Below are 21,459 nucleotides of genomic sequence, written 5' to 3'. Positions count from 1 at the left end.
CACATATACGTCAGCATGATTTTTAGCAGACAGATAAGTACCAAGAATTAAAAAAGCCAGACAACTAAGCTGTCTGGCTTTTCTTGTGTGCATCATCTATTAAAAACAGTTTAAGGCTTCTATGCCACTACAGTCTCTAACGCTTACGTCCTATAAAGCACTTTAACCACATGCCAGCCAAATTTGGTTTTTACTAAATGCGGGGTAAAGAGTTCACTGTTGAAGCAGACTTTATCAAATGCTGGTACCATGTCGCCTTTTTCAAACTCACCTAAGCTGCCACCTTTTTTGCCTGATGGGCAGGTGGAGTGTTTCTTAGCCAGTACATCAAACTGCGCGCCTTTTTTGAGTTTGGCAATAATGTCGTCAGCCAATGCTTTATCTTTGACTAAAATGTGTAATGCGCTAGCGGTGCGAGCCATAACGTAAACCTTCATAAAATATTGATTATCAGGGCATTATATCACTACTTACTTTGGTTTCTCACCTAACTTGACTGCGCTATTTTATCAAAAGCCATTATCTACACAGGCGATTTTATAAAGCGCTGAGTTCTTTTATCCAATTTTTCAGGTTTGGAGGGAATTTCAATGTTAGCTCATGTAAATAAATTTTTAATAAATGGACAACCATTAAATGAACAGAAAACAGGTTATCATTACTCTTAAAATGCCCTGTATAACAATGCATAAATACCCATTAACAATTAACCATTAGGAAGAATCTTATGGCAAAATTAGAATCCAACATCGAATTAGAAGCCGCAGCATTCCGTCGTTTATTGGCTCATTTGGACGAGCGTAAAGACGTACAAAATATTGATTTAATGAACCTTGCTGACTTTTGTCGCAACTGTTTATCCAAATGGTATAAAGCAGCTGGTGAAGAGCGTGGGATTGACATCGACTACGAAGACGCGCGTGAGCTTGTTTATGGCATGCCCTATTCTGAGTGGAAAGAGAAGCATCAACAACCAGCAACACCAGAGCAATTGGCACGCTTTAACGACATTGAAGCCGCCAAGAACGAGTCCAATTAAGAGTAATTGTAGTTGCTCTCAATCAATGAATCAATATTGATTGAGAACAACTATAAAAACGCTAAGCAATACTTGGAATACAATCAAGCGAGGCCGCTAGTTTAGCGGCTTTTAGTTTATCTGCTCTCTAAAGACTTGAGCATACTATTAAATACTTTTGTACCTTGTTTTTGCATTTTACGATCCAACGCCCATCCAATTAATGGCACAACTATTCGACCTTCAGACAGCCAAGTCACGTGTGTGGTTCCGTCTCCTAAATCTTTTAGATCAATCATGCCTTTGTTATGTTGCATTCTTATAGGTTTAGATTTTTCGATTTTGTATTGCATATGGGTGGGACGCTCAAACGCCGTAATGCGCTCCCATACTTTAAAGGTGCCCGTTTGTACTGATCGTAAAGCGCCAACGCCATTGCGTTCCTCGTCACCTTCAGTCAACAATTTAGCAGTACCTACAGCTTTAAATAATCCATAGCTAGCGTGGTCACTTAGTGCTTCAAAAACCTCATTAATCGGTTTTTTGACAATGCGTTCTACTTTTATCTTGAACATAATATTATCTCATTAAGGTTAAGATTATTTAGCTTATTGCCATTTCATAAATGAATAAAGCAATCAAACTTTAAGTTATCTGGATTTTTATACAGTATCTTTTGTAAAACGCTCTAAACCAGTCAACCACTACTTACCAATCTATGACTTTGAAGACTGTTACCGCTTAGAGCCTCGACCTTTTGAAGGACGCTTGCCACGTGCAGTAGGTTTGCCATTGCCACGAGATTTATTGCTATCACCAAAAGGACGTCTATCTTTTGAGCCCTTTGGTTTTCTCGCACCATCCTTCGTATTTCTAGTATTTCCTTTGGCTGCATCCCCTGATTTTGCAGACGCTTTTGCTTTTGACGAATCATCACTGCGAGATTTTTTTCGTGGCGTATGACTAGGTTTCTTGCCCGAATTACGATCTTGTGAAGAAGAGTCTTCTATCGATTTGAGTAAAACAGACAGCTCTTTTTCGGTTAAATCTCGCCAATCTCCAACGGGAGTACCCTTAAGAGTAACATTCATAATCCGCGTACGCTCAAGCTTGACGACTTCATAGCCAAAATGCTCACACATACGGCGAATTTGGCGGTTCAAACCCTGAACTAGCGTGATGTTAAACACGGTGGGTGCGACCTTAGTAACCGGGCATTTCTTTGTCATCTGCCCCAAAATAGGCACACCACCGGCCAAACCCTCGATGAAACTATCGGTGATCGGTTTATTGACCGTGACCAAATATTCTTTTTCGTGATTATTGCCAGCACGTAATACCTTATTCACCAGATCGCCATTGTTGGTCAAAAAGATTAAACCTTGAGAGTCCTTATCCAAACGACCGATGGGGAAAATACGTAAACTATGTCTCACAAAATCGACGATATTGTTTTTCTCAGAGCTCTCGGTGGTGCTGACAATACCTACTGGCTTATTCAACACAATAAAAACAAAATCATCAGGCTCTCGTGGCTCAATAAGCTGTCCGTTAACTTTTACCGCATCTCCAGCGACTACTTGCGCGCCTACTTGAGCACGCTTGCCATTGACGTAGACATTACCTTGTTCAATAAAGCGGTCAGCGTCGCGTCTGGAGCAAATACCGCTTTCGCTGATGTATTTATTTAAACGAGTCGAGGAAGCGTTAAACATAAAGCACCGTTTTACTTAATAAAAGGCTTTTCCTGCTAAGAAAAAAACCTAAATTGAATGAATAATTAATAACTGGATGGCTCGTATTATATAGGAAACTCAGTGCTCATTTGTATCGTCGCTTTTAGAAAACCAATTGACTTCTTATATCAAATTGAAAGCACAGAGCAATCAAACCCACCCTTCTTCCAAAAGCTGCTCGGTGTTACTTATTTTGAATTCATGATATAAATTGAAGAATACCGCAGGGTCTTCAATGTTATCGAGCAACTCGCGTTTATTAAGCGCCACAAACATCGCCAGCGCATAAGCGGCACAATGAATAGATTTTTTGGGATTAAACTCACGATCCGTAAAGGCCTGATATTGCATGACTTCCTCATGCAGATGCGGGTTTTGCTTTAGGGCATTGATATACAGCCAGTCATAAAATGTCGTCAACGGCTCTACGCTCCATTCCATGCCAAAATAATTATAGCCAATCAGCTCACCTGAAGTTATTAAGCGCTCGTCCTTTTTGGCTTGTCTTGGCGGCACACTTAGCAAGTCGATATAAGGGCCATCATCCTCAAAAACCATACTGCTTTGAAAGGCGTTTTCGACACTATATTGCTGCCCATCTTGCTCATTCGTGAGCTTTAAGCTCAATGGACTGAGCGGAAAACTCAATTGATTGCCCGATTTACTCGATAGCTCTAGGACATGACTAAAGCCATACTTTTTACGAATGACTTGATGCATATCATTAATGGATTTTTTCTTTTGGCGACTCGCAAACCCCACATGCCGCTCAAACCGAACCATGTCCGTTTTGACCAGATTATCACTGTTGGTCCTCGGCATGAATACGGGTTTATGTTCTACAGCATCTTGTCTTTGATCCACAGGGTTCTGTGTTTGTTGCATAGCAATGTGCCTTATATCAATAATCTTGTATAAATGTTCTTTTGTAACGGCTTTTTTATAACAACTTTGGCATAAACAGTATTTTAAAATAATTGTCATGCGAATTTAGGACATACCCTACTCTTAGCGCTTGCTACCTACTCAGCAGCATCTAATAAGGTGTTAAGCTCGTCCACCATGGCATCGTCTATGATGTTGTCCTCAACATAGCTCACTATCTCATCTATAGTGTTCAGATCCATTTCTCGAATACCTAAGCTGGCTAGCTGCTTATTGATCGAGTCTAAACTGTCATTCTCTTCGGTGTCGTCCAGTAGATTTTCTTCGAATCTGCCTCTAACGAACCAGTACATTTTTTCTAATACGGTTTCTTTTTTGGTCAAAGTAGAATAACCGTCACCATAAATGAACAAGTTAAAATGATAAGGTATCTCTACATCGTTAATGAAAAAGGTGCGCTTGCACTCTAGTGTATAAGCTTGAATCTCTTTGTCTTCAGCGTCTAGGTCTTCAATACCTTCATCATTTTTATTGTCTTCATCATATTCAATCACTTCTTTTACCAACTCGCCTAGGATTTCATAGCGCCCTGCTTTGACCTTATGATTATAAATGATAGAGGACTCCGCGATTGCGTCAAAAATAATAGCACTGACGTCTAACGTATGATTGTCAATATCATAAAAACTCTTTAGCGCGGGTAAAAACTCGGTCAGCTTTTCTTCAGGTACTTGAATGAGAAACTGCTGCTCGTATATTTTAATCATGTCTTCAGGCGCATAAGTGTTGGCAGTATCAGTCTCGTTTCTACCAGTCGGCTGCAAAGGTAAAAAATTATACGGGTTATTATTGCTCATTCAGGACGGCCTTTTTATTTGGAGGTACTTTGTTAAATTTTTATTGCTGCTAATTGCTATTAGATAATGAGTGATACATAAAATACCGCTCACACTCTGGCAGCTCACACTCTGGCAGCTCATACTCAACGCTATCAATAATCTCATTACGCTGTTTAGTGATAAGTCGATAACCACTAATTACCAATGATTAATCACGCCGTTATACGGCAGGTTACCATTATACGTCTTATAGTGCTCGTCGATACACTTTTACCCGTACAGTTTCGCCTTAGGAGGCCAAATACTGCTTTTAACCATGAAGCGTGGTTATATCCACTAAGCATCTCGTTAATAACGCACGTTCATCTTAATGAACCCTTATCGTTAAGCACTTAGGATTAAGAAGGAAATAGCACCACATCATCCTCTTCTTGCCAAGGCTGATACTTGCTCATCGCTTGCAGGAATGATGGATGCGCCAGCCAATCTTGCAACCAGCGCTGTAGATTTGGGTAAGGTAGATCATAAAAAACATCGCGATCCACATGTGCAAACTGACGGACAAAAGGCATGATGCCAATATCGGCAATCGTTATGCTATCGCCTAGCAAATAAGGGTTTTTAGTCAGTAGTTCTTCTAGCACCTGTAAAAAGACTTCGCCCTGTTGTCGATACTCTTCCTGAGTCATCTCAGGATGACGGTCGGCATATTTATAACGATCTAGCCAATGTTTAAATTCGTTATCGTTTTTATCGATCAGAGCGTTGGCCTGTTGCAAAACCTCTGAATCCAGCAACCTTTGCGGATCTTGCTGCTCAAGCACCCACTCCATTATCTCTCTACTCTCTTCAATCACCCTACCATCAGCCAGTTGCAAAACAGGCACTGTAGCTTTGGGACTTATCGCTAGCATCTGCATCGGTTTATTTTTGAGCGTTATCTCCCGCAGCTCCACTTGTAACTCAGCGAATAAGAGGCCAAACCTAGCACGCATGGCATAAGGACAACGACGAAAAGAATACAGGCGATGCAGTGATGCAGTCATAATATCTCTCACAGGTAACTAAAAATCAGGAAAGGGAAATAGAACAGACCTTGCCCCTAATTCAAAGCAAGGTCAGTACTTTAGCCTTTATTTACAGGAACAATAATCCCAGACCAATCACAACGCCACTGACAATCAACACGATGACACAAAAACCCATGATATCTTTGGCTTTTAGTCCAGCGATTGCTAAGGCAGGTAATGCCCAAAATGGTTGGATCATATTTGTCCAAGCATCACCCCATGCCACCGCCATGGCAACTTTTGCAGGGTCACTGCCAAGCATTTCTGCCGCTTCCAACATAATCGGCGCTTGCACTGCCCATTGTCCACCGCCTGACGGGACGAAGAAGTTGACGAGTCCTGCACTTAGGAAGGCAAAAAGTGGCAAGGTGTCTGCTGACGAAACGCTGACGAACGCTTCTGACATAACAGCTGCCAAGCCAGACGCCGTCATCATACCCATAATGCCTGCATAAAACGGAAATTGGACAATAATTGCGCCTGCGCCTTTGACCGCTTCTTGCACGGCAATCAAATACTTGCGCGGTGTTCCGTGAAATATGATGCCAAGGAACAAGAACATAAAGTTGACCAAGTCGAGCGTCAATGCAAAGCCGTTTTGCACAAAATAATAGATGATAAAGGCGATGCCTAAAGCGCCAATAACCATCGATAGTATCCAGCTGTTTTCCAAACGCTCTGCTGGTGTCATGGCTGATTTTTCTGGCAGTTCATCAATGATGGGATCAGCCAACACTTTTGGATCGACCGTCACCGTATCTTCTTTTTTTGGCATCATCAGACGGTTTAATAACGGCACAATAATAACCAAGGCAGCAACGATAATTAAGTTATAACCTGCAAAGATAGTCGCACTCGTCGGAATAATACCAATTTTATCAACGAACGGATGGCCTTCTGTGGCAATCGATAGAGGAATCGATCCCGAGAATCCGGCATGCCAAATAATAAAACCAGAATAAGCACTGGCAATCAATAAGCGGTAATCGACATGTTCAACACGCTTCGCTAATTCTTTGGCGAATAACGCACCGATGACCAAGCCAAATCCCCAGTTGATCCAACTCGCTGCAAGCGAGACTAAGGTTACTAAAATAATCGCACTACCGGGCGACTTGGCAAAGCCGGCAAGTTTGCCCAATCCTTTTTTAAATATTGGGCTGCTTGCCAATACAAAGCCAGTGACGAGTACCAGTACCATCTGCATTGAGAACGCGAGTAATGCCCAGAAGCCCTCACCCCAATATGCCACCATCTGTACCGGTGAAGAATCGGTTAGACCTAAGCCCATACCAAAAATCACGACGGTTAAGATGATGACAAATAAAAATGGATCCGGTAAGTATTTTTCCATCAAACTATTCGAAAAACGCGTGATTCCCTTCATTGTAAAACTCCCTTTTTATTGAAAATCGTCCCTTACTTCTAACGCTAATGTTACCTCATTCTTCCTTTATATTCTTACTCATTCAGCAAGAATTAGCTCTTATTACGCTGTATTAGCTTCTAAAATCTTCTGTCTCATTAGTTAACAGAAAAAGTCTTTGCAGAGCGATATCGCTCTGCAAAGACTTCTAATGATCAACAACAGTTATCAAAATTTTTTATAAGCTCTCATAGTCTTTGATAATCTGTCAGATGCAATCAATAAATAGATAATATTTAAACTTTTATCTTTTTCACGATAAACAGCAGCAACATCTTTCACTCGCTTATGATAACAATGCGAACACTGACCCTCAATAATAATTTTCACTCTTAAAGGATATGGTACTCATAGGCTCCTTTAGGTGTATGACAATGGTGAGATCATAAGAAATAAAATTGGAGGATACAAACGTTTAATCTAATTATCAAAATAGAAATTAAATGAAATCTATTGATTTCAAACATCTATCTTAAACGTGTCATAAGCGAGTAACAGTTATCTTTATAAAGAATTCAATTGCTTTTACTTATCGTAGGATATAGATTTGAGGGAGCCGTGCGGACAAAATGATGGATTCATCGCCTTTCAAAAATAGCTAAGAAATTCAAGGATGACATAATGAAAAGCAATTCAACACTCAATGTAAATGACAACGTAAAAGACAATGTAACTGAACAAGAATGGCAGATGCGAGTCAACCTTGCCGCTTGTTATCGATTGATTGCCTTGTATGGCTGGGATGATTTGGTCTTTACTCATATTTCGGCACGTGTGCCAAATACTGAAGATGAATTTTTGATTAACCCTTATGGTTTACTATTTGAAGAGATTACCGCCTCTAGTCTGGTCAAAGTCAATCAAGCTGGTGAAAAAGTGTCGTCATCAGAATTCGATATCAATCCTGCAGGGTTTACCATTCATAGTGCCGTCCACGAAGCTCGTAGTGATGCCCATTGCGTTATCCACCTCCATACCAGCGACGGTGTGGCTGTATCTACCCAACAGCAAGGATTACTGCCTATCTCGCAACAATCCTTATTTCCATTATCTAACTTGGCTTATCATGACTATGAAGGTGTCGCTTTGAACCCTGAAGAAAAAGTGCGCTTAGTGTCTGATCTTGGAGAAGCCAATTTCATGATTTTACGCAATCATGGTTTGCTCACTTGTGCAAGCACTGTGGCCGATGCCTTTTTAAACATGTACATCTTGCAAAAAGCGTGCGAGGTCCAAATCAAAGCGCAGAGCGGCGGCAGTGAATTAACCTTGATATCACCGCAAATATTGGCTGGCATTCAAGCGGCATCGAAGCAAGTAACTAAAGAAGCCAATGGTGATATTGCGTGGCCGGCCTTATTAAGAAAGCTGCACCGAACTGATCCGTCTTTTGAGGAGTGATCCAATAATGATAACGCTGAATGAATGGCAACAACAGGGACAATTCGTATTTATTGACGGTCAGAAAATTTTTACCCGTCAGGGTGGAGATAAAAATGCGCCAGTATTACTGTTAATTCATGGTTTCCCCAGTGCCAGTTGGGATTGGGAAGGTATGTGGGAGAAGCTCACTGAGCATTATTACGTTGTCACTCTCGATATGTTGGGGTTTGGCTTGTCTGACAAACCCAAAGACGCGCGCTACTTAATTAGTGAGCAGGCTGATATTTTTGAGACTTTTTTGCAAAATCTTGGCATCCATGACTATCATATTTTGGCACACGATTATGGTGACACAGTCGCACAAGAGTTATTAGCTAGGCAGGTTAGTGGCAGTAGTAACAATAGTAAAAGGCGCATTGACAGTGTTTGTTTTCTAAATGGTGGCCTGTTTCCTGAGACTCACAAACCAATCTTGATTCAAAAATTATTATTGTCACCCTTAGGTCCTTTGGTATCCAAATTCATTAATAAGCAGAAGTTTGCGGATAATTTACAACAAATATTTGGGCCAGCAACGCCGCCAACCCCTGAGGTCATCGAAACGTTATGGCAGCTGTTAACTCATAATAATGGTCTAGCAGTGATGCATAAACTGATTAACTATATACCACAACGTCAACAATATCGTGAACGCTGGGTAGACGCGATTATCAATAGCAGCATACCAATTAAACTGGTTGCAGGTGCCAAAGATCCCATCTCGGGTAAACATATGATTCAGCGTTACCGTGAATTGATCCCGAATGCCAATGTTGCTGAGATGTCAGCGTTGGGACATTATCCACAAATTGAAGATGCCGATGCTATCACCGCCGAATACCTAAGCTTTAGAAGTAATGTGAATTAAAGAATATCTGCACCAAAATGAGCAAGGAAAGGTATGTGAAAAAGCGTCGTTAAGTGACTAGTCAAATCTCGCACTCGTCACCACTGTCAGCGGTCTGACATTACCGTCAGGCTTTGCTTCGACCTTCGACCTTTGGCATTTAACATTTAAAACTTAACACGCTTTAGATTCTGGTAGAGCATATTTGACGCTATCAACCACTTCATTACGCTGTTCAGTGATTAATTGATAACCTTTAACCATACCATTATAAGGTAGGTTGCCCTCGTGCTGCCGATAATGCTTGTAGATACTTTTTTTCACTATCGACGCTCGCTCAGACTCATCTAGTTTGGCAAATCCCTCTGGCAATCTTATATGAGCCAAGCGCGAAGCAGCACCACGAGCCATCCAGTTCACGTCCGCAGTAAACTCAAAGTTTACCTCTGCTCGCAAACTATATTTTGGCAACCGGCTAGGATAATGTGTTAAGTCATCTTTAATTTGGGCAATATCTTCTGCAAAAGGTGCATGAGGTATCTCAAGCACTGTAAATAATGCTATTAAAAACTCATCAGCAGTAAAATATTTATCAAGATAGCTGCTATCAAGCCCGAGATATTTGTTCGACAATACATGACGCAGTCGCTCACAAGCAGGAATGGTATGCTTGATAGGATAACCCATGGCTTTGACAATATCTTGCGGACGCAGCTCAAGTGTTGCTATCTGATTGATCGCATACTGTGCAAGAAGATGACGTGGATGATAATGACGGGTATATTTGGATTGGTTGGCAATGTGGCTCATGATATTGAACACCTTAGACTCCTGTAACTCCGACGAAAAACGTTGAAATAAGCCCAAGTAGGCAAATAAAAACAGGCACAGATGAGGATGTCGGAGTACAGGCTCATGCGCTTTACCAGAATTGTTTTATATCGTGCTGGAAGTTGCAAGGTTTGTACGCTGTCATTAATTAAAATAACGGATGACGATACAAAACTGTTAAACCCACGATAGTGACTCAAGGATAATAGCATATCAGATACTAGAAAATAAATATGGATATTAATACGCTTTAGTAATCAAACAAGTATTAATGTCTTCCTATCATCGTAAAACTCTAAATATCTTTATATTTAAAAGAACTTTAGCAAAATCAGACGATAACTCAATAAAGTTATCCAATATAAAGTTATCCAATGATTCTTAGGCATTGACCTGCATGATATAAAGTCAGTCCCAGCTCAGTAAAGCCAGACTTAATGCCTCCAAAAGATATTTTTGCCTCTTCTAAAGTCTTAAATGGCAAGGGAATACTGTCCCTATTACCTGTCATTATATAATCTGCAAAGCACTTACCCATCAGCGTGCCTGTGGTAATGCCGCGACCGTTATAAGCCGTTGCTGTCAGTAAACCTTCAGCGGGTTCCATGACTCGAAAGATATGATCTTGCGTAAAGCCGAAGCTACCAGTCCACTCATACTGCCACTTAAATGCTGGTAAATCTGGATAATAGCTTTGTTGCACAGCATTGGCCCATGATTGATAAAAGGATTTTGGTTTAAGCTGCGTACCACCAACTGTTCCCAATAATAGACGATCATCGTCATCACGGCGAAAGCTAGACAAGGCCAAGCGTGTATCCCATGCCCCTGTTTTGTATGGCAAAATACGATCTGCCGCCTCTCCGCTGAGCGGCTCAGATGCAATCTGATAGTAATACACTAGATAAAACGTCTTTTTGATTTCTGTCCACTCGCCTTCGGTATAAGCGTTGGTTGCAATAATGACGCGCTCAGATTTCACGCGCGCTTTAGTGGTTCTTGTATACCAATGACCGTCTACTTTTTCTAGTGCCTCAACGGCTGAATGTTCGTAGATAGTGACACCAAGACTGGCCGCTACTTTGGCCAGTCCTCTGACATAAGCCAGCGGGTTTATGGTACCAGCACGGTGATCAAGTAGTGCCTTATTGATGTTCTTAGTCCCACAATACTCATGGCATTTGCTGCCGGTCAATACCTCAACATTCGCGCCGCGACGACTTAGCTGCTCGTATCTAACATCGACATCGACTTCACCTTTAGCGTTATGTGCCATGTGGATATTGCCAGCTTGAGTGGCTTGTGCATCGATATTATAACGCTTGATTAAGTCGAATACTAAGCTTGGGGCTTGTCCAAGGGCTTCAGTTAAACGCTCACCTGCTGCTTCACCTAGCGCAATATTCAAATCATCAGGGCGCGCCCAAGTACCTGCATTAACGAGCCCTACGCTTTTTCCTGAACCGCCACTGCCAATGGTATGGCTCTCTAGCAAGATGACCTTGACCCCTTTTTCAGCCAAATGAATCGCAGCCGATAACCCGGTATAACCGCCGCCTATAATACAGATAGTTGCTTCAGTATCGCTATTCATCTGGCTGTAGGTATCAATAATAGGTGCGGTCATATTCCACAAACATTGCTCTTGCAACATCTTATATTCCTTATAAATTACACGTTGTCTACAGTGGAGAGCGTGCTTGTGTCGTTATTAACAGTAGGTTCTTCACGGGGAATAAATTTATCTAAGAATACCCATAGCAAGCCAAATAGCGGCGATAACCAGCAGGCAAAGGCAAAGGGCGCATAAGTAAGGGTCGCAATACCTAGGGTTGCCGCAACGAAACTACCACCCATGTTCCAAGGAATCAGAGGAGATAACAGAGTGCCAGTATCTTCAATAGAGCGCGTAAGCGTCGTGCGCTTATAGCCCATTTCTTGATATTTGTCTTTGAGTAGACGGCCTGGCAATACCAGTGTGGTATAGACGTCACCGATGAGCGTACCGACACCAAGAGTGCTGAGATAAGTGGTAATTACTAAGCCAAATCTTGATTTCACCATCTTATTAATTTTTGCCATGATGGCTTTGAGCGTACCGTAATGCTCAATGGCACCAACGAAGGCTAAGGCAAAGATGGTCAAGGTCACAACCCAAGTCATTGACATAATGCCGCCTTTAGACAGCAGTTGGTCGACGACAGCAAAGCCTGTCTCACTGACAAAGCCATTTTGTAGGACGTTAAAGATATCGTGAACACCCACGCCTTGCATAAAGAACGCGACTAAGCCTGCAACTACTACACCTGATAATACCGTTGGAATAGCGGGCATTTTCATTACCGCCGCAATGACAACGACTACAGCAGGTAATAAAGTAATCACGCTCAAGTTATAGTTGGCCGCTAGTGAGGTTTGAATTTCTTTGATCGAAGATAAATCGACATTTTCTGCACCGTAACCCATCCCAATCCAAGCATAGATAATTAATGCAGTCACCATGGCAGGTACAGTCGTTGGCAACATGCCGCGAATATGATCCCAAAGCTCAACACCAGCCGCTGCTGGCGTTAAGTTGGTGGTGTCTGATAGAGGAGACATCTTGTCGCCAAAAAAAGCACCAGAAACGATAGCGCCGCCCGTTAGTGACGGCGGGATTCCCAAGCCTAGCCCAATACCCATCATAGCAAGACCGACTGTACCAACCGTGCCCCAAGAGGTACCGGTTGCGACAGAAATAATGGCGCAGATAAGACAAACGGAGACTAGAAATGATGAAGGGGAAAAAATGCTAAAACCGTAGTATAAAATCGTAGGGACGGTACCAGCGATAATCCAAGCCCCGATGAGCATACCAACGCCCATCAAGATAATCATGGCCGGTAGACCAATTTTAACAACCTTTAAAAAGCGTTGTTCCATGCCGTCCCAATCACGGCCACGCAGCTTCATAAACAAGCCGGTGATTAAAAGACCGCAAGCTAAGGGAATGTGAGGGGTAAAATCTTTGAATACAAAAAACTGCACCATCAGAATAATGGCAGTCAACACCAGAGGTGCAATATCTAATAAAAAACTAGAAGACGGACCGTAGCCATCTTTAGCTTCGTCATAAGGTTTATCATCCATCATAAGACACCTACCTTCCTTAGTAGTGGTTACTGTTGTCATAGATATAACAGTAGTGGGAACAACCAATCCATGGCTGCTGATAATGCTAAAAAAACGCTGAAAAGAGTACTAAAAAGGGAGTAAAAAAACCTGTTTTTGAAATCATGAATAGTTATTCATCACTTGCGCAGGCTTTCATACCAAAACAATAAATACTTAATAATTGGCTACCAAAACAATTGATACTTGGCTTGTTAAATAGGCGCTGAGCCTACTTAACAAGCATCACATCACATCACATCACATCACATCACATCACATTCTTACTAGCCAAAGTTGATGCCTTGCGCCAGTGGCAGCTCGGTTGAATAGTTGACCGTATTGGTCTGACGACGCATATAAGCTTTCCATGCATCAGAACCTGATTCACGACCACCGCCGGTTTCTTTTTCGCCGCCAAATGCGCCGCCAATCTCAGCACCGCTGGTGCCGATATTGACGTTGGCGATACCGCAATCACTACCGCGATCGCTGAGGAACGTTTCAGCTTCACGCAAGTCATTGGTAAAGATACAAGATGACAACCCTTGTGGGACATCGTTTTGCATCGCTAGCGCATCGTCAAATTCTTTATAAGGCATGACATATAAAATCGGTGCAAACGTCTCACTACGTGCCACATCATTTTGCTCATCAAGCTCAACAATCGCCGGGGTCACATAATAAGCATCGGGGAATTTGTCCATCAGCACCCGTTCGCCGCCTGTGACTTTACCGCCAGTATTGCAAGCCTTTTCTAACGCCGCTTGCATATTATTAAAGCTGTCTTCATCAATCAGTGGACCGACCAAATTGCCTTCAAGCGGATGGCCGATGCTCACCGTCTCGTATGCAGACTTAACGCGCGGTAAGATATCGTCTTTGACCGACTCATGAACGAACAGACGGCGTAAGGTGGTGCAGCGCTGCCCTGCCGTTCCTACTGCTGAGAATAGAATGCCACGTAGTGCCAAATCTAAATCGGCAGTGGGTGCCAAAATCATGGCGTTATTACCGCCAAGCTCAAGCAAGCATTTACCAAAACGCTCAGCGACTTTTGGCCCCACTTCTCGGCCCATGCGCGTACTACCGGTGGCACTGACTAAAGCGATGTCTTTGTTTTCAACCAACGCATTACCGATATCGGTTTTGCCCAATATAATTTGCGATAAATGTGCTGGTGCTTCACCAAATTTTGCCAAGGCTTTTTCAAATAACGCTTGGCAAGCTAAGGCGACAAGTGGGGTTTTTTCTGAAGGTTTCCAGATGACAGGGTTGCCACAGACGATGGCCAGTGCCGTATTCCAAGACCAAACGGCGACTGGGAAGTTAAAGGCAGAGATGACGCCGATGACGCCAAGTGGATGCCATGTCTCACGCATGTGGTGACCTGGGCGTTCTGAGGCGATGGTTAGACCATAAAGCTGACGCGATACGCCCACGGCAAAGTCACAAATATCAATCATTTCTTGTACTTCGCCAAGGCCTTCTTCTTTGATTTTTCCGGCTTCTAGCGATACTAAGATACCTAAGTCTTCTTTGTGTTCACGCAGGACTTCACCCAACAGACGAATCAGCTCACCACGTTTAGGGGCAGGAACGACACGCCATTCTTGAAAGGCTTGTTTGGCATTTTGGATTTTATTATTAACATCATCAACGCTATCTAGAGTTATCTTGCCAATAACCGTACCGTCTATAGGCGTATTGACTTCAAAATCGCCATGTTGATAGTGTGCTTCTTCTACGCCCATTGCAGACATATATTGCTTAATCATAATCAATCCTTTGCTTATTGGTATAATGGTTTACTACGTCCTTGACTGACTTATAAAATTACCCTGCTACCTACTAAGTTGCAAAATAATAAATTTCTTGCAGTCATTCCTTTTTGGAATGACGTGCTAATAAGTCGGCTATAAGCTAGACATTTCTAGCCTAAATCTTACTAAATACTGACACTAGACAGGCACTGCTCAAGGCTTTGCGCCTGCATCGCTTCATACAATGCCATCTCATCGTAAATGACTGCCCCCAAATCACGTTCAAACTCTTGTTGGCTTGAGTAACCGTCATATTGGCTTGGCTGCGCCTGTTGCAGATTCGATTGGAAGATACCGGCGGCACTGACGGGCAAAAAGTCCTCATAAACGATGGGTTCAATGCGAAGCACTTCATCATTAATCAGAGCAGTCAGCTTAGCATTAGGCAGTTTATTCAAATCATCAGTGCTTAAGGTCGCGGCTAACAATGCTTGACCGTCCTCAGAATCAAGGGTGCTGTCCGTCAGCTGGTAATAAAAATACGCCAGCCCCTCATCGTGTAGAGTTTGATAATCATCAGGAAAAGCGGTAAATACCTCAGTTAAAATTTGATTATACTGAGCCGCATTGTCCTCATTTGGGGTAGCACCAAGCTGGCGGCGAGCTGCGGCCAATAATTCATCATAAAGCGCGCGGCCCTTTTGTGTTAACGCCACACCGCGTTGCTCAATCTCTCCAAAGCGCGCGGTATGATGCCCTTGCTCGTACTCTTCATGGCTAGCGTCTGAGTTATTAGCAACTTTAAAGCCAACCGCTTCTTGTAGCGCTTTAAAACTGGTTTGCCTTAATAAGATAGGACACGCTCTACGCGGTGGCCCTTCGATAATGGCTTTTGAGGGTATGCCTCTTGCTTGCATGCCTTGTTGTACGGCATCAATATCCAAGGTTCGAGGCGTTAAATGATTGATATGTGGACCCTTAAAGCCGACCACATCAGCGACGAGCGGATGCTGATTTAATAGACGCTGATAGAGCGCTTTTGCCACCGGCGTTTTATCATGCCAACGAAATGTCTCTAACGCTTCTTGGACAAATTGCTCTGCTTGCTCAGTAGTCAAACCACCTTGCGCCTCAAAGACTTCAATAAGCTCAATGACGCCAGTAGTGAATATCTGACGCTGCGCCAGTGTGGCCGTGGCTTCTTGTTGTAAATTTTCATCGGCAATCAAATCTAAACGCAATAACGAAGTAAAAACGCGAAAGGGGCTTTTATGCAATGAATGCGAGTCAAGTGCGCGAAAAGCTGTTGAATGCACCGGCACGCCAGCAGGCGCTAAATCGTAGTAGCCGACAGGGTGCATACCCATCACGGCAAAAAGACGGCGCATCATGCTCAGCTCTGCTGCGCTACCCAGCCGAATCGCCCCGTGGCGCTCCATGCTTAGGCGCTCAATCTCGCCCGTATGCAGCAGTTGTGATTTGATATCAGGATGTGAGGTTAATACTTCGGTATTGACATCACTGACCAAATCAACCAAGTCGCCGTATAGCGGCACCTCGTTCTGATACATGGCTGACATGGCCATAGAAAAATGATGGCGGATATCATCGCTGCAGATAAAATCCTTATCTGGACTGACGCTACTATTTTTCACAAATAAACATCCTTGTAATAGAGTTAATAAATCTTTAGCTTAATAATAAGTATTTTATTTCGAGCATTTGGTTATGACGATGCGCTATCTATCCTAAGCACGCCTAAGCACTCCTAAACATGCCTAAGCACTCCTAAACATTAAGCGGCAGGCAATCCATCAGGAAGCGCGATGAGTACCTCTTTTAGAATATCCAACCCTTCTTTTAGGGTGTCAGGATCTATGGTAAGTGGCGGTAATAAGCGAATGATATGGCGATATTGCCCACTTGGCATCAGCAATAGACCACGCTCGCGGGCTTTGGTTAATACTTGCGCCATCACACTTGGATGGACATCATGCTCAGGATGGCGCAGCTCGATACCGCGCATCGCACCGATACCAGTAAGACCAAATAACCAAGGTGAGATACCTTCTTGCTGCCATTGGCTGATGGTCGTCTCAATCGTCTGGGCATAATGCTTGGCTGACTGCCAAACGTCATTGGCTTGCATGATATCAAGCGTGGCATTGGCAGCAGCGCAAGCAACTGGGTTACCCGAATAAGTACCACCCAAGCTGCCTTTGGGTAGACCGTTTACCACACTAGCCTTGCCTATGAGTGCGCCTAAAGGCAAGCCGCCCGCGATACTTTTACCAAGTAAAATAAGGTCAGGCTCAATCCCTAAATGGGTAAAAGCAAACGGCGTGCCCGTACGACCATAACCGGATTGGATTTCGTCCATGATAAGTAACATGCCATGCTCATCACAAAACTTACGTAGATACTGCGCAAAGGTGGGCGACATCAATTGAAAGCCGCCTTCCCCTTGTACAGGTTCGACGATAATAGCACCGATATTGTCGATATCGGTTTCTACCATAAATAAACGCTGGAGCGCGTCAATCGCTTGCTCGTCGCTGATATTGTTATCGGGACTGGGGAAAGGAATGTGATAAACGCCGCTCCCTAATACACCAAGCCCGCGCTTATAAGGCGCGACCTTACCATTGAGATTGACCGCAGCCAGTGTGCGCCCATGAAACCCACCATCAAACGCAATAACGCCTGTGCGACCCGTTTTCATACGCGCTATCTTTATGGCATTTTCGGTCGCTTCTGCGCCGCAGTTGGTAAGCATGCCTGATAGCTCACCACTGATTGGAATCAGCGCACAAAGTCGCGGCATAAAGGTTTGATACGGCTGATGAGCAGCCGCATTGTAGGCATAATGAATAAGTGATTGTGCTTGATTGATAATCGCGGCTACGATATGTGGGTGACAATGACCAAAGTTTAAGACACCGATACCACCGACAAAATCGATATAGCTGCGGTCATTGTCGTCCCAAACTCTGGCATTTTTGCCTTTGACGAGCGTGAGCGGATGCACCATCGTAAAGGCATCGGTCACGTTATAAAGCTTGTCCATGATGAATCTCTATCTCTTCCTTGAGTTAGACTCATTTCAACAAAACATCATTCCGGCAGCAAACGAATAATAGTTGTGGTGGCATTCCTTTTTGTCATTGCCAGTAAATTAGCTCCCTAAACGAATCCTTTAAAAACAAAAAACTGCGTATCAAGGCAGTTTTTTTAGCTTGTTAAGTTTTCACAGCAAACAACTTTGTAGGATAAAATAACAAGACCAGTGCTATAAAAAATACTTTAGGTTATAAATAAACGTAAGTGACATTATAAAACCAACCCTAACGCCTTTTCACGCTCATCTGAGATTGCTAAATAAGCCGTAATCCATTCTAAAACCGCTTTGACCTTATGCGATTGCCCTGAAGAGACAGGATAAGTCACATAATAGCTGCCGCGACCCTTTGCCGCATAATCCCACGCCAGCACTAAAGCGCCTGATTGTAGCTCGGGCTCAACCAAACGTAACGGCACTAAGGCTATACCATAGCCCAGTAAGGCGGCAGAAATACAAGCATGGAAAGTCTCAAAACGTGGACCTACAAAGGTGCCATCGACGCTGATATCTTGTTGCTTAAAGTACTCATACCACGCACTTAAGCGCGAACTTATTTGCAATAACACATAGTCATTTATACACTCAGTACTCAGTGTTTTATCTCGCAAATACTGCGGCTGACAGACCGCAACGCAGTATTCATCGAACAGTTTTATGGCCTCCATATTGCTCCACATGCCATCACCATATAAAAAAGCAATATCGACATTTTGGTCTTCAGAAAAAAACGGTCCCGCCAGCTCTTTAATATCCAAGTTAATAAGGGGATATTCTTGACTAAAGCCACTGAGTGCTGGAATCAACCAACGGGCGCAAAATGTCGGATGCGAGACGATTTTTAGCAGCTCGGTATTACTGCTATGCGACATCAAATTGGTGGTCGCCACCTCGATATGTTTTAAAATCTCTAATACTTCAAGATAATATAACTTGCCAGCAGGGGTCAATGAAATCCGGTGCGGCGTCCGATAAAACAAAGACAGATTTAGCATCTCCTCCAACTGCGCCACTTGCTTACTGATGGCGCTTTGGGTCATGTGCATCTCTTGCGCGGCATTGGTAAAACTCAAATGACGGGCAGCGGTCTCAAAACATTGCAGCGCCGTCGTTGAAGGATATCGTCTAAAGGCTAATGGTTTATTGGTGTCTGTTTTCATAGATTGCTTTTCTTTTATTCCATCTTAGTAAAATATCAGTGGTTATTTAAAATCACGTTATCAGGCATTCCTAGCCTATGGCGTCATCATACCTATATTCAAGCGTAAATAGCGATACCTCACTATAAACACTATGTAACTGACACTGATGCCATCATCGGATTTACTTAAGCATTCAACCAATTATTCGGTCGCTAATTTTAAAGACTCTCCTACAAAAAAACGGTAGATTCCTGATAAAATAGTAGGGTCTGATGATAGGCTCTGACATACCGCAACTGATTTGCTATCTTGCCCTCCTCTTTTTCATCATTACGACCTATGCCGCCATGTATTTCCGACATCACGCTTAAACTCATGAATTATTTTTCAGCTAATTTGCACTATTAGCACCTTCTTTATTTGTATTGGATCATATGAAACATAACCTTGAGGTGAGCGCAAATGCTCGCCGAACTCAGTATTTTCAAGTATTTTTGATGGGCGTCAGCGCCTTTATTATGAATACCACCGAATTTGTCCCCGTTGCCCTATTAAGTGACATCGCCCAAGATTTTTCCATCACTACGGCTGAGACTGGCTGGATGTTGACACTGTATGCGTGGATTGTCGCGGCGATGTCATTGCCATTGATGCTACTTACCAGCCGATTTGAGCGTAAAAGCTTACTCTTGGGCTTATTTGTGGTATTTATTGCCAGCCATGTATTGTCCGTATTTGCTTGGAGCTTTGATGTATTGCTGATTAGCCGCGTTGGTATTGCGCTATCGCATGCGATATTTTGGTCAATCACAGCGGCGATTGCGATACGCGTAGCACCAGAAGGCAAAAAAGCACTGGCACTTAGTGTACTTGCAACCGGTACTTCATTGGCGATGGTGCTCGGCGTGCCACTAGGGCGCTTAGTCGGTCAATGGTTTGGCTGGCGGGCAACCTTTGGCGGTATTGGGGTGATTGCTTTTATCGTCTTTATCTTGCAAGCAAGGCTATTGCCCATGCTACCAAGTATGTTTGAAGGCTCGTTTAGAAAAATTCCAGAATTGCTTAAAAACCCCTTATTGGTCTGTTTGTATCTACTCATTTTACTGGTCTTTACCGCGCACTATGCCGCTTATTCTTATATCGAACCTTTTATGCGCCAAGTCGGCGCCATCAGTGAAAACGCTGCGACTTTGGTCTTGCTATTATTTGGAGTGGCAGGGATTGCCGGCAGTGTGATATTCAGTCGCTGGGGCGATCGCTTTAATACCAGATTGATGCTGATATCGATCATATTAATGCTGCTATCTATGCTGGTACTATTGTTTGCCGTGACCTCCATCTGGGCGCTGAGTTTCATTGCGTTACTGTGGGGCGCGGCGCTGATGCTGCTGATTATCTCCATGCAAGCCAAAGTCATCATGGTCGATGTCACGGCGCAAGACATGCTGATGTCGATGTTCTCAGGGATTATTAATTTAGGCATTGGCGCCGGTGCGCTGTTTGGTGGTTATGCCGTAACGCATATTTCTATATCAAGTGTCGGTTATGTTGGCGCGGCTATCGCCAGTGTGTCGCTGCTCTTGATGTTATTTATGATAAAGCGCTTTCCTGAATTAAGTAGAAGACTTGGTTAGCTAAAAATCTGATAGTAAATAAGCCTATACAAAATGCCAGCCAATTAAATGGGCTGGCATTTTGCTGTTTGCTTTATTAAAAAAGTAAGCCGCTTATTTAAAAATCTACTTTACCGCGTAACGCTTTGGTCTTACCGCGCTGGGTTTTTTGATCGACGCGTTTACGTTTGACATTTCTGCTAGGTTTGGTCGCTTTACGGGTTTTATTGACATGAGTGGCTTGAATAATAAAGCTTTGCAGCCGCTCCAAGGCATCAATTCGATTACGTTCTTGGGTACGAAACTGCTGCGCTTTAATAATAAGTACACCTTCTTTGGTGATTCGACTGTCTTTACTGTCCAATAAGCGCTGCTTAATGACATCGCTCAAGCTCGAAGCGGGAATATCAAAACGCAGATGGATAGCAGACGACACTTTATTGACGTTTTGCCCGCCTGCTCCTTGCGCGCGTATGGCGCTAATATCTACTTCGCTGTCATTCAGGCTAATGGTATTGCTGATAAAAATCATAAAATACTTTTATAAATGATTGATAGATAAGGTTAATGATAAAGCATTCTCAATTAACGCGCCACTT

19 protein-coding genes are annotated in these 21,459 nt (G+C 43.1%); 4 read left to right on the top strand and 15 right to left on the bottom strand.

What is annotated here, in order from left to right:
- Nucleotides 1-143: 143 nt before the first annotated feature.
- Nucleotides 144-422: a peptidylprolyl isomerase PpiC gene (gene ppiC / locus HQR03_RS07435; protein WP_025650870.1), complete on the bottom strand. Its 279-nt coding sequence runs from the start codon at nucleotides 420-422 to the stop codon at nucleotides 144-146.
- Nucleotides 423-727: 305 nt separating this feature from the next.
- On the opposite strand from ppiC, the gene HQR03_RS07430 reads away from it, so the two are divergent.
- The gene (locus HQR03_RS07430; RefSeq protein ID WP_025650869.1) at nucleotides 728-1,039 is read left to right on the top strand and encodes a DUF1244 domain-containing protein; all 312 of its coding nucleotides are present in this window, start codon (nucleotides 728-730) and stop codon (nucleotides 1,037-1,039) included.
- A 116-nt stretch (nucleotides 1,040-1,155) separates the two neighbouring features.
- Here the strand turns inward: HQR03_RS07430 and HQR03_RS07425 are convergent, their stop codons facing one another.
- The 6 genes from HQR03_RS07425 to HQR03_RS07400 all read right to left on the bottom strand — a co-directional run bounded on the left by HQR03_RS07425 (nucleotide 1,156) and on the right by HQR03_RS07400 (nucleotide 6,935).
- Nucleotides 1,156-1,593 carry an SRPBCC family protein gene (locus HQR03_RS07425; protein WP_101212045.1) on the bottom strand — a complete coding sequence of 146 codons (438 nt, stop codon included), beginning with the start codon at nucleotides 1,591-1,593 and terminating at the stop codon, nucleotides 1,156-1,158.
- A gap of 159 nt (nucleotides 1,594-1,752) precedes the next feature.
- Nucleotides 1,753-2,733: a 23S rRNA pseudouridine(2604) synthase RluF gene (gene rluF / locus HQR03_RS07420; RefSeq protein WP_173239725.1), complete on the bottom strand. Its 981-nt coding sequence runs from the start codon at nucleotides 2,731-2,733 to the stop codon at nucleotides 1,753-1,755.
- 171 nt (nucleotides 2,734-2,904) lie between these two features.
- Nucleotides 2,905-3,618: a DarT1-associated NADAR antitoxin family protein gene (locus HQR03_RS07415; protein WP_173239736.1), complete on the bottom strand. Its 714-nt coding sequence runs from the start codon at nucleotides 3,616-3,618 to the stop codon at nucleotides 2,905-2,907.
- A 158-nt stretch (nucleotides 3,619-3,776) separates the two neighbouring features.
- Nucleotides 3,777-4,496, bottom strand: a complete 720-nt coding sequence (locus tag HQR03_RS07410; RefSeq protein WP_173239724.1) for a hypothetical protein — start codon at nucleotides 4,494-4,496, stop codon at nucleotides 3,777-3,779.
- Between the two features lie 380 nt (nucleotides 4,497-4,876).
- Entirely contained in the window at nucleotides 4,877-5,524 is a 648-nt protein-coding gene (locus HQR03_RS07405) for a glutathione S-transferase (protein ID WP_173239723.1), read from the bottom strand.
- 91 nt (nucleotides 5,525-5,615) lie between these two features.
- The gene (locus tag HQR03_RS07400) at nucleotides 5,616-6,935 is read right to left on the bottom strand and encodes a short-chain fatty acid transporter (protein WP_173239722.1); all 1,320 of its coding nucleotides are present in this window, start codon (nucleotides 6,933-6,935) and stop codon (nucleotides 5,616-5,618) included.
- A 660-nt stretch (nucleotides 6,936-7,595) separates the two neighbouring features.
- Here HQR03_RS07400 and HQR03_RS07395 point away from each other — a divergent pair.
- Nucleotides 7,596-8,375 (top strand): class II aldolase/adducin family protein, encoded by a 780-nt coding sequence (locus HQR03_RS07395; protein WP_173239721.1) that lies wholly within the window; start codon nucleotides 7,596-7,598, stop codon nucleotides 8,373-8,375.
- A gap of 7 nt (nucleotides 8,376-8,382) precedes the next feature.
- Nucleotides 8,383-9,264, top strand: a complete 882-nt coding sequence (locus HQR03_RS07390) for an alpha/beta fold hydrolase (protein WP_173239720.1) — start codon at nucleotides 8,383-8,385, stop codon at nucleotides 9,262-9,264.
- A gap of 153 nt (nucleotides 9,265-9,417) precedes the next feature.
- Here the strand turns inward: HQR03_RS07390 and HQR03_RS07385 are convergent, their stop codons facing one another.
- The 7 genes from HQR03_RS07385 to HQR03_RS07355 all read right to left on the bottom strand — a co-directional run bounded on the left by HQR03_RS07385 (nucleotide 9,418) and on the right by HQR03_RS07355 (nucleotide 19,265).
- Entirely contained in the window at nucleotides 9,418-10,053 is a 636-nt protein-coding gene (locus HQR03_RS07385) for a hypothetical protein (protein WP_101212040.1), read from the bottom strand.
- 388 nt (nucleotides 10,054-10,441) lie between these two features.
- Nucleotides 10,442-11,728 carry an L-pipecolate oxidase gene (gene amaA, locus HQR03_RS07380; protein ID WP_101212039.1) on the bottom strand — a complete coding sequence of 429 codons (1,287 nt, stop codon included), beginning with the start codon at nucleotides 11,726-11,728 and terminating at the stop codon, nucleotides 10,442-10,444.
- A 17-nt stretch (nucleotides 11,729-11,745) separates the two neighbouring features.
- Nucleotides 11,746-13,206, bottom strand: coding sequence for a Na+/H+ antiporter NhaC (nhaC, locus tag HQR03_RS07375; protein WP_025650858.1), 1,461 nt, complete (start codon nucleotides 13,204-13,206; stop codon nucleotides 11,746-11,748).
- A 305-nt stretch (nucleotides 13,207-13,511) separates the two neighbouring features.
- Nucleotides 13,512-15,002 (bottom strand): L-piperidine-6-carboxylate dehydrogenase, encoded by a 1,491-nt coding sequence (amaB, locus tag HQR03_RS07370; RefSeq protein ID WP_173239719.1) that lies wholly within the window; start codon nucleotides 15,000-15,002, stop codon nucleotides 13,512-13,514.
- Nucleotides 15,003-15,172: 170 nt separating this feature from the next.
- Nucleotides 15,173-16,573 (bottom strand): 2-oxoadipate dioxygenase/decarboxylase HglS, encoded by a 1,401-nt coding sequence (gene hglS / locus HQR03_RS07365; RefSeq protein WP_217271563.1) that lies wholly within the window; start codon nucleotides 16,571-16,573, stop codon nucleotides 15,173-15,175.
- A gap of 209 nt (nucleotides 16,574-16,782) precedes the next feature.
- The gene (locus tag HQR03_RS07360) at nucleotides 16,783-18,054 is read right to left on the bottom strand and encodes a 2-aminoadipate transaminase (protein WP_173239717.1); all 1,272 of its coding nucleotides are present in this window, start codon (nucleotides 18,052-18,054) and stop codon (nucleotides 16,783-16,785) included.
- A 263-nt stretch (nucleotides 18,055-18,317) separates the two neighbouring features.
- Nucleotides 18,318-19,265 (bottom strand): LysR substrate-binding domain-containing protein, encoded by a 948-nt coding sequence (locus HQR03_RS07355; protein WP_173239716.1) that lies wholly within the window; start codon nucleotides 19,263-19,265, stop codon nucleotides 18,318-18,320.
- A 416-nt stretch (nucleotides 19,266-19,681) separates the two neighbouring features.
- Between HQR03_RS07355 and HQR03_RS07350 the strand changes: the two genes are divergently transcribed.
- On the top strand, nucleotides 19,682-20,881 hold the full coding sequence (locus HQR03_RS07350) for a sugar transporter (protein WP_173239715.1): 1,200 nt from the start codon (nucleotides 19,682-19,684) through the stop codon (nucleotides 20,879-20,881).
- Nucleotides 20,882-20,978: 97 nt separating this feature from the next.
- Here the strand turns inward: HQR03_RS07350 and arfB are convergent, their stop codons facing one another.
- A complete protein-coding gene (arfB, locus tag HQR03_RS07345; RefSeq protein WP_173239714.1) occupies nucleotides 20,979-21,392 on the bottom strand; it encodes an alternative ribosome rescue aminoacyl-tRNA hydrolase ArfB in 414 nt (137 codons plus the stop codon).
- Between the last annotated feature and the right edge of the window lie 67 nt (nucleotides 21,393-21,459).

The organism is Psychrobacter okhotskensis, from assembly GCF_013248965.1.
In the GTDB taxonomy this organism is placed as follows: Bacteria; Pseudomonadota; Gammaproteobacteria; order Pseudomonadales; family Moraxellaceae; genus Psychrobacter; species Psychrobacter okhotskensis.
The sequence above is the reverse complement of the archived record's forward strand: the minus strand, read 5'-3'. Positions and strand labels throughout refer to the sequence as shown.

Excerpts from the sequence above, each read along its gene's own strand:
- ppiC (WP_025650870.1), bottom strand. The coding sequence starts at position 422 with ATGGCTCGCACCGCTAGCGCATTACACATTTTAGTCAAAGATAAAGCA.
- HQR03_RS07430 (WP_025650869.1), top strand. The coding sequence starts at position 728 with ATGGCAAAATTAGAATCCAACATCGAATTAGAAGCCGCAGCATTCCGT.
- HQR03_RS07425 (WP_101212045.1), bottom strand. The coding sequence starts at position 1,593 with ATGTTCAAGATAAAAGTAGAACGCATTGTCAAAAAACCGATTAATGAG.
- rluF (WP_173239725.1), bottom strand. The coding sequence starts at position 2,733 with ATGTTTAACGCTTCCTCGACTCGTTTAAATAAATACATCAGCGAAAGC.
- HQR03_RS07410 (WP_173239724.1), bottom strand. The coding sequence starts at position 4,496 with ATGAGCAATAATAACCCGTATAATTTTTTACCTTTGCAGCCGACTGGT.
- HQR03_RS07405 (WP_173239723.1), bottom strand. The coding sequence starts at position 5,524 with ATGACTGCATCACTGCATCGCCTGTATTCTTTTCGTCGTTGTCCTTAT.
- HQR03_RS07400 (WP_173239722.1), bottom strand. The coding sequence starts at position 6,935 with ATGAAGGGAATCACGCGTTTTTCGAATAGTTTGATGGAAAAATACTTA.
- HQR03_RS07395 (WP_173239721.1), top strand. The coding sequence starts at position 7,596 with ATGAAAAGCAATTCAACACTCAATGTAAATGACAACGTAAAAGACAAT.
- HQR03_RS07390 (WP_173239720.1), top strand. The coding sequence starts at position 8,383 with ATGATAACGCTGAATGAATGGCAACAACAGGGACAATTCGTATTTATT.
- HQR03_RS07385 (WP_101212040.1), bottom strand. The coding sequence starts at position 10,053 with ATGAGCCACATTGCCAACCAATCCAAATATACCCGTCATTATCATCCA.
- amaA (WP_101212039.1), bottom strand. The coding sequence starts at position 11,728 with ATGTTGCAAGAGCAATGTTTGTGGAATATGACCGCACCTATTATTGAT.
- nhaC (WP_025650858.1), bottom strand. The coding sequence starts at position 13,206 with ATGATGGATGATAAACCTTATGACGAAGCTAAAGATGGCTACGGTCCG.
- amaB (WP_173239719.1), bottom strand. The coding sequence starts at position 15,002 with ATGATTAAGCAATATATGTCTGCAATGGGCGTAGAAGAAGCACACTAT.
- hglS (WP_217271563.1), bottom strand. The coding sequence starts at position 16,573 with ATGGCCATGTCAGCCATGTATCAGAACGAGGTGCCGCTATACGGCGAC.
- HQR03_RS07360 (WP_173239717.1), bottom strand. The coding sequence starts at position 18,054 with ATGGACAAGCTTTATAACGTGACCGATGCCTTTACGATGGTGCATCCG.
- HQR03_RS07355 (WP_173239716.1), bottom strand. The coding sequence starts at position 19,265 with ATGAAAACAGACACCAATAAACCATTAGCCTTTAGACGATATCCTTCA.
- HQR03_RS07350 (WP_173239715.1), top strand. The coding sequence starts at position 19,682 with ATGAAACATAACCTTGAGGTGAGCGCAAATGCTCGCCGAACTCAGTAT.
- arfB (WP_173239714.1), bottom strand. The coding sequence starts at position 21,392 with ATGATTTTTATCAGCAATACCATTAGCCTGAATGACAGCGAAGTAGAT.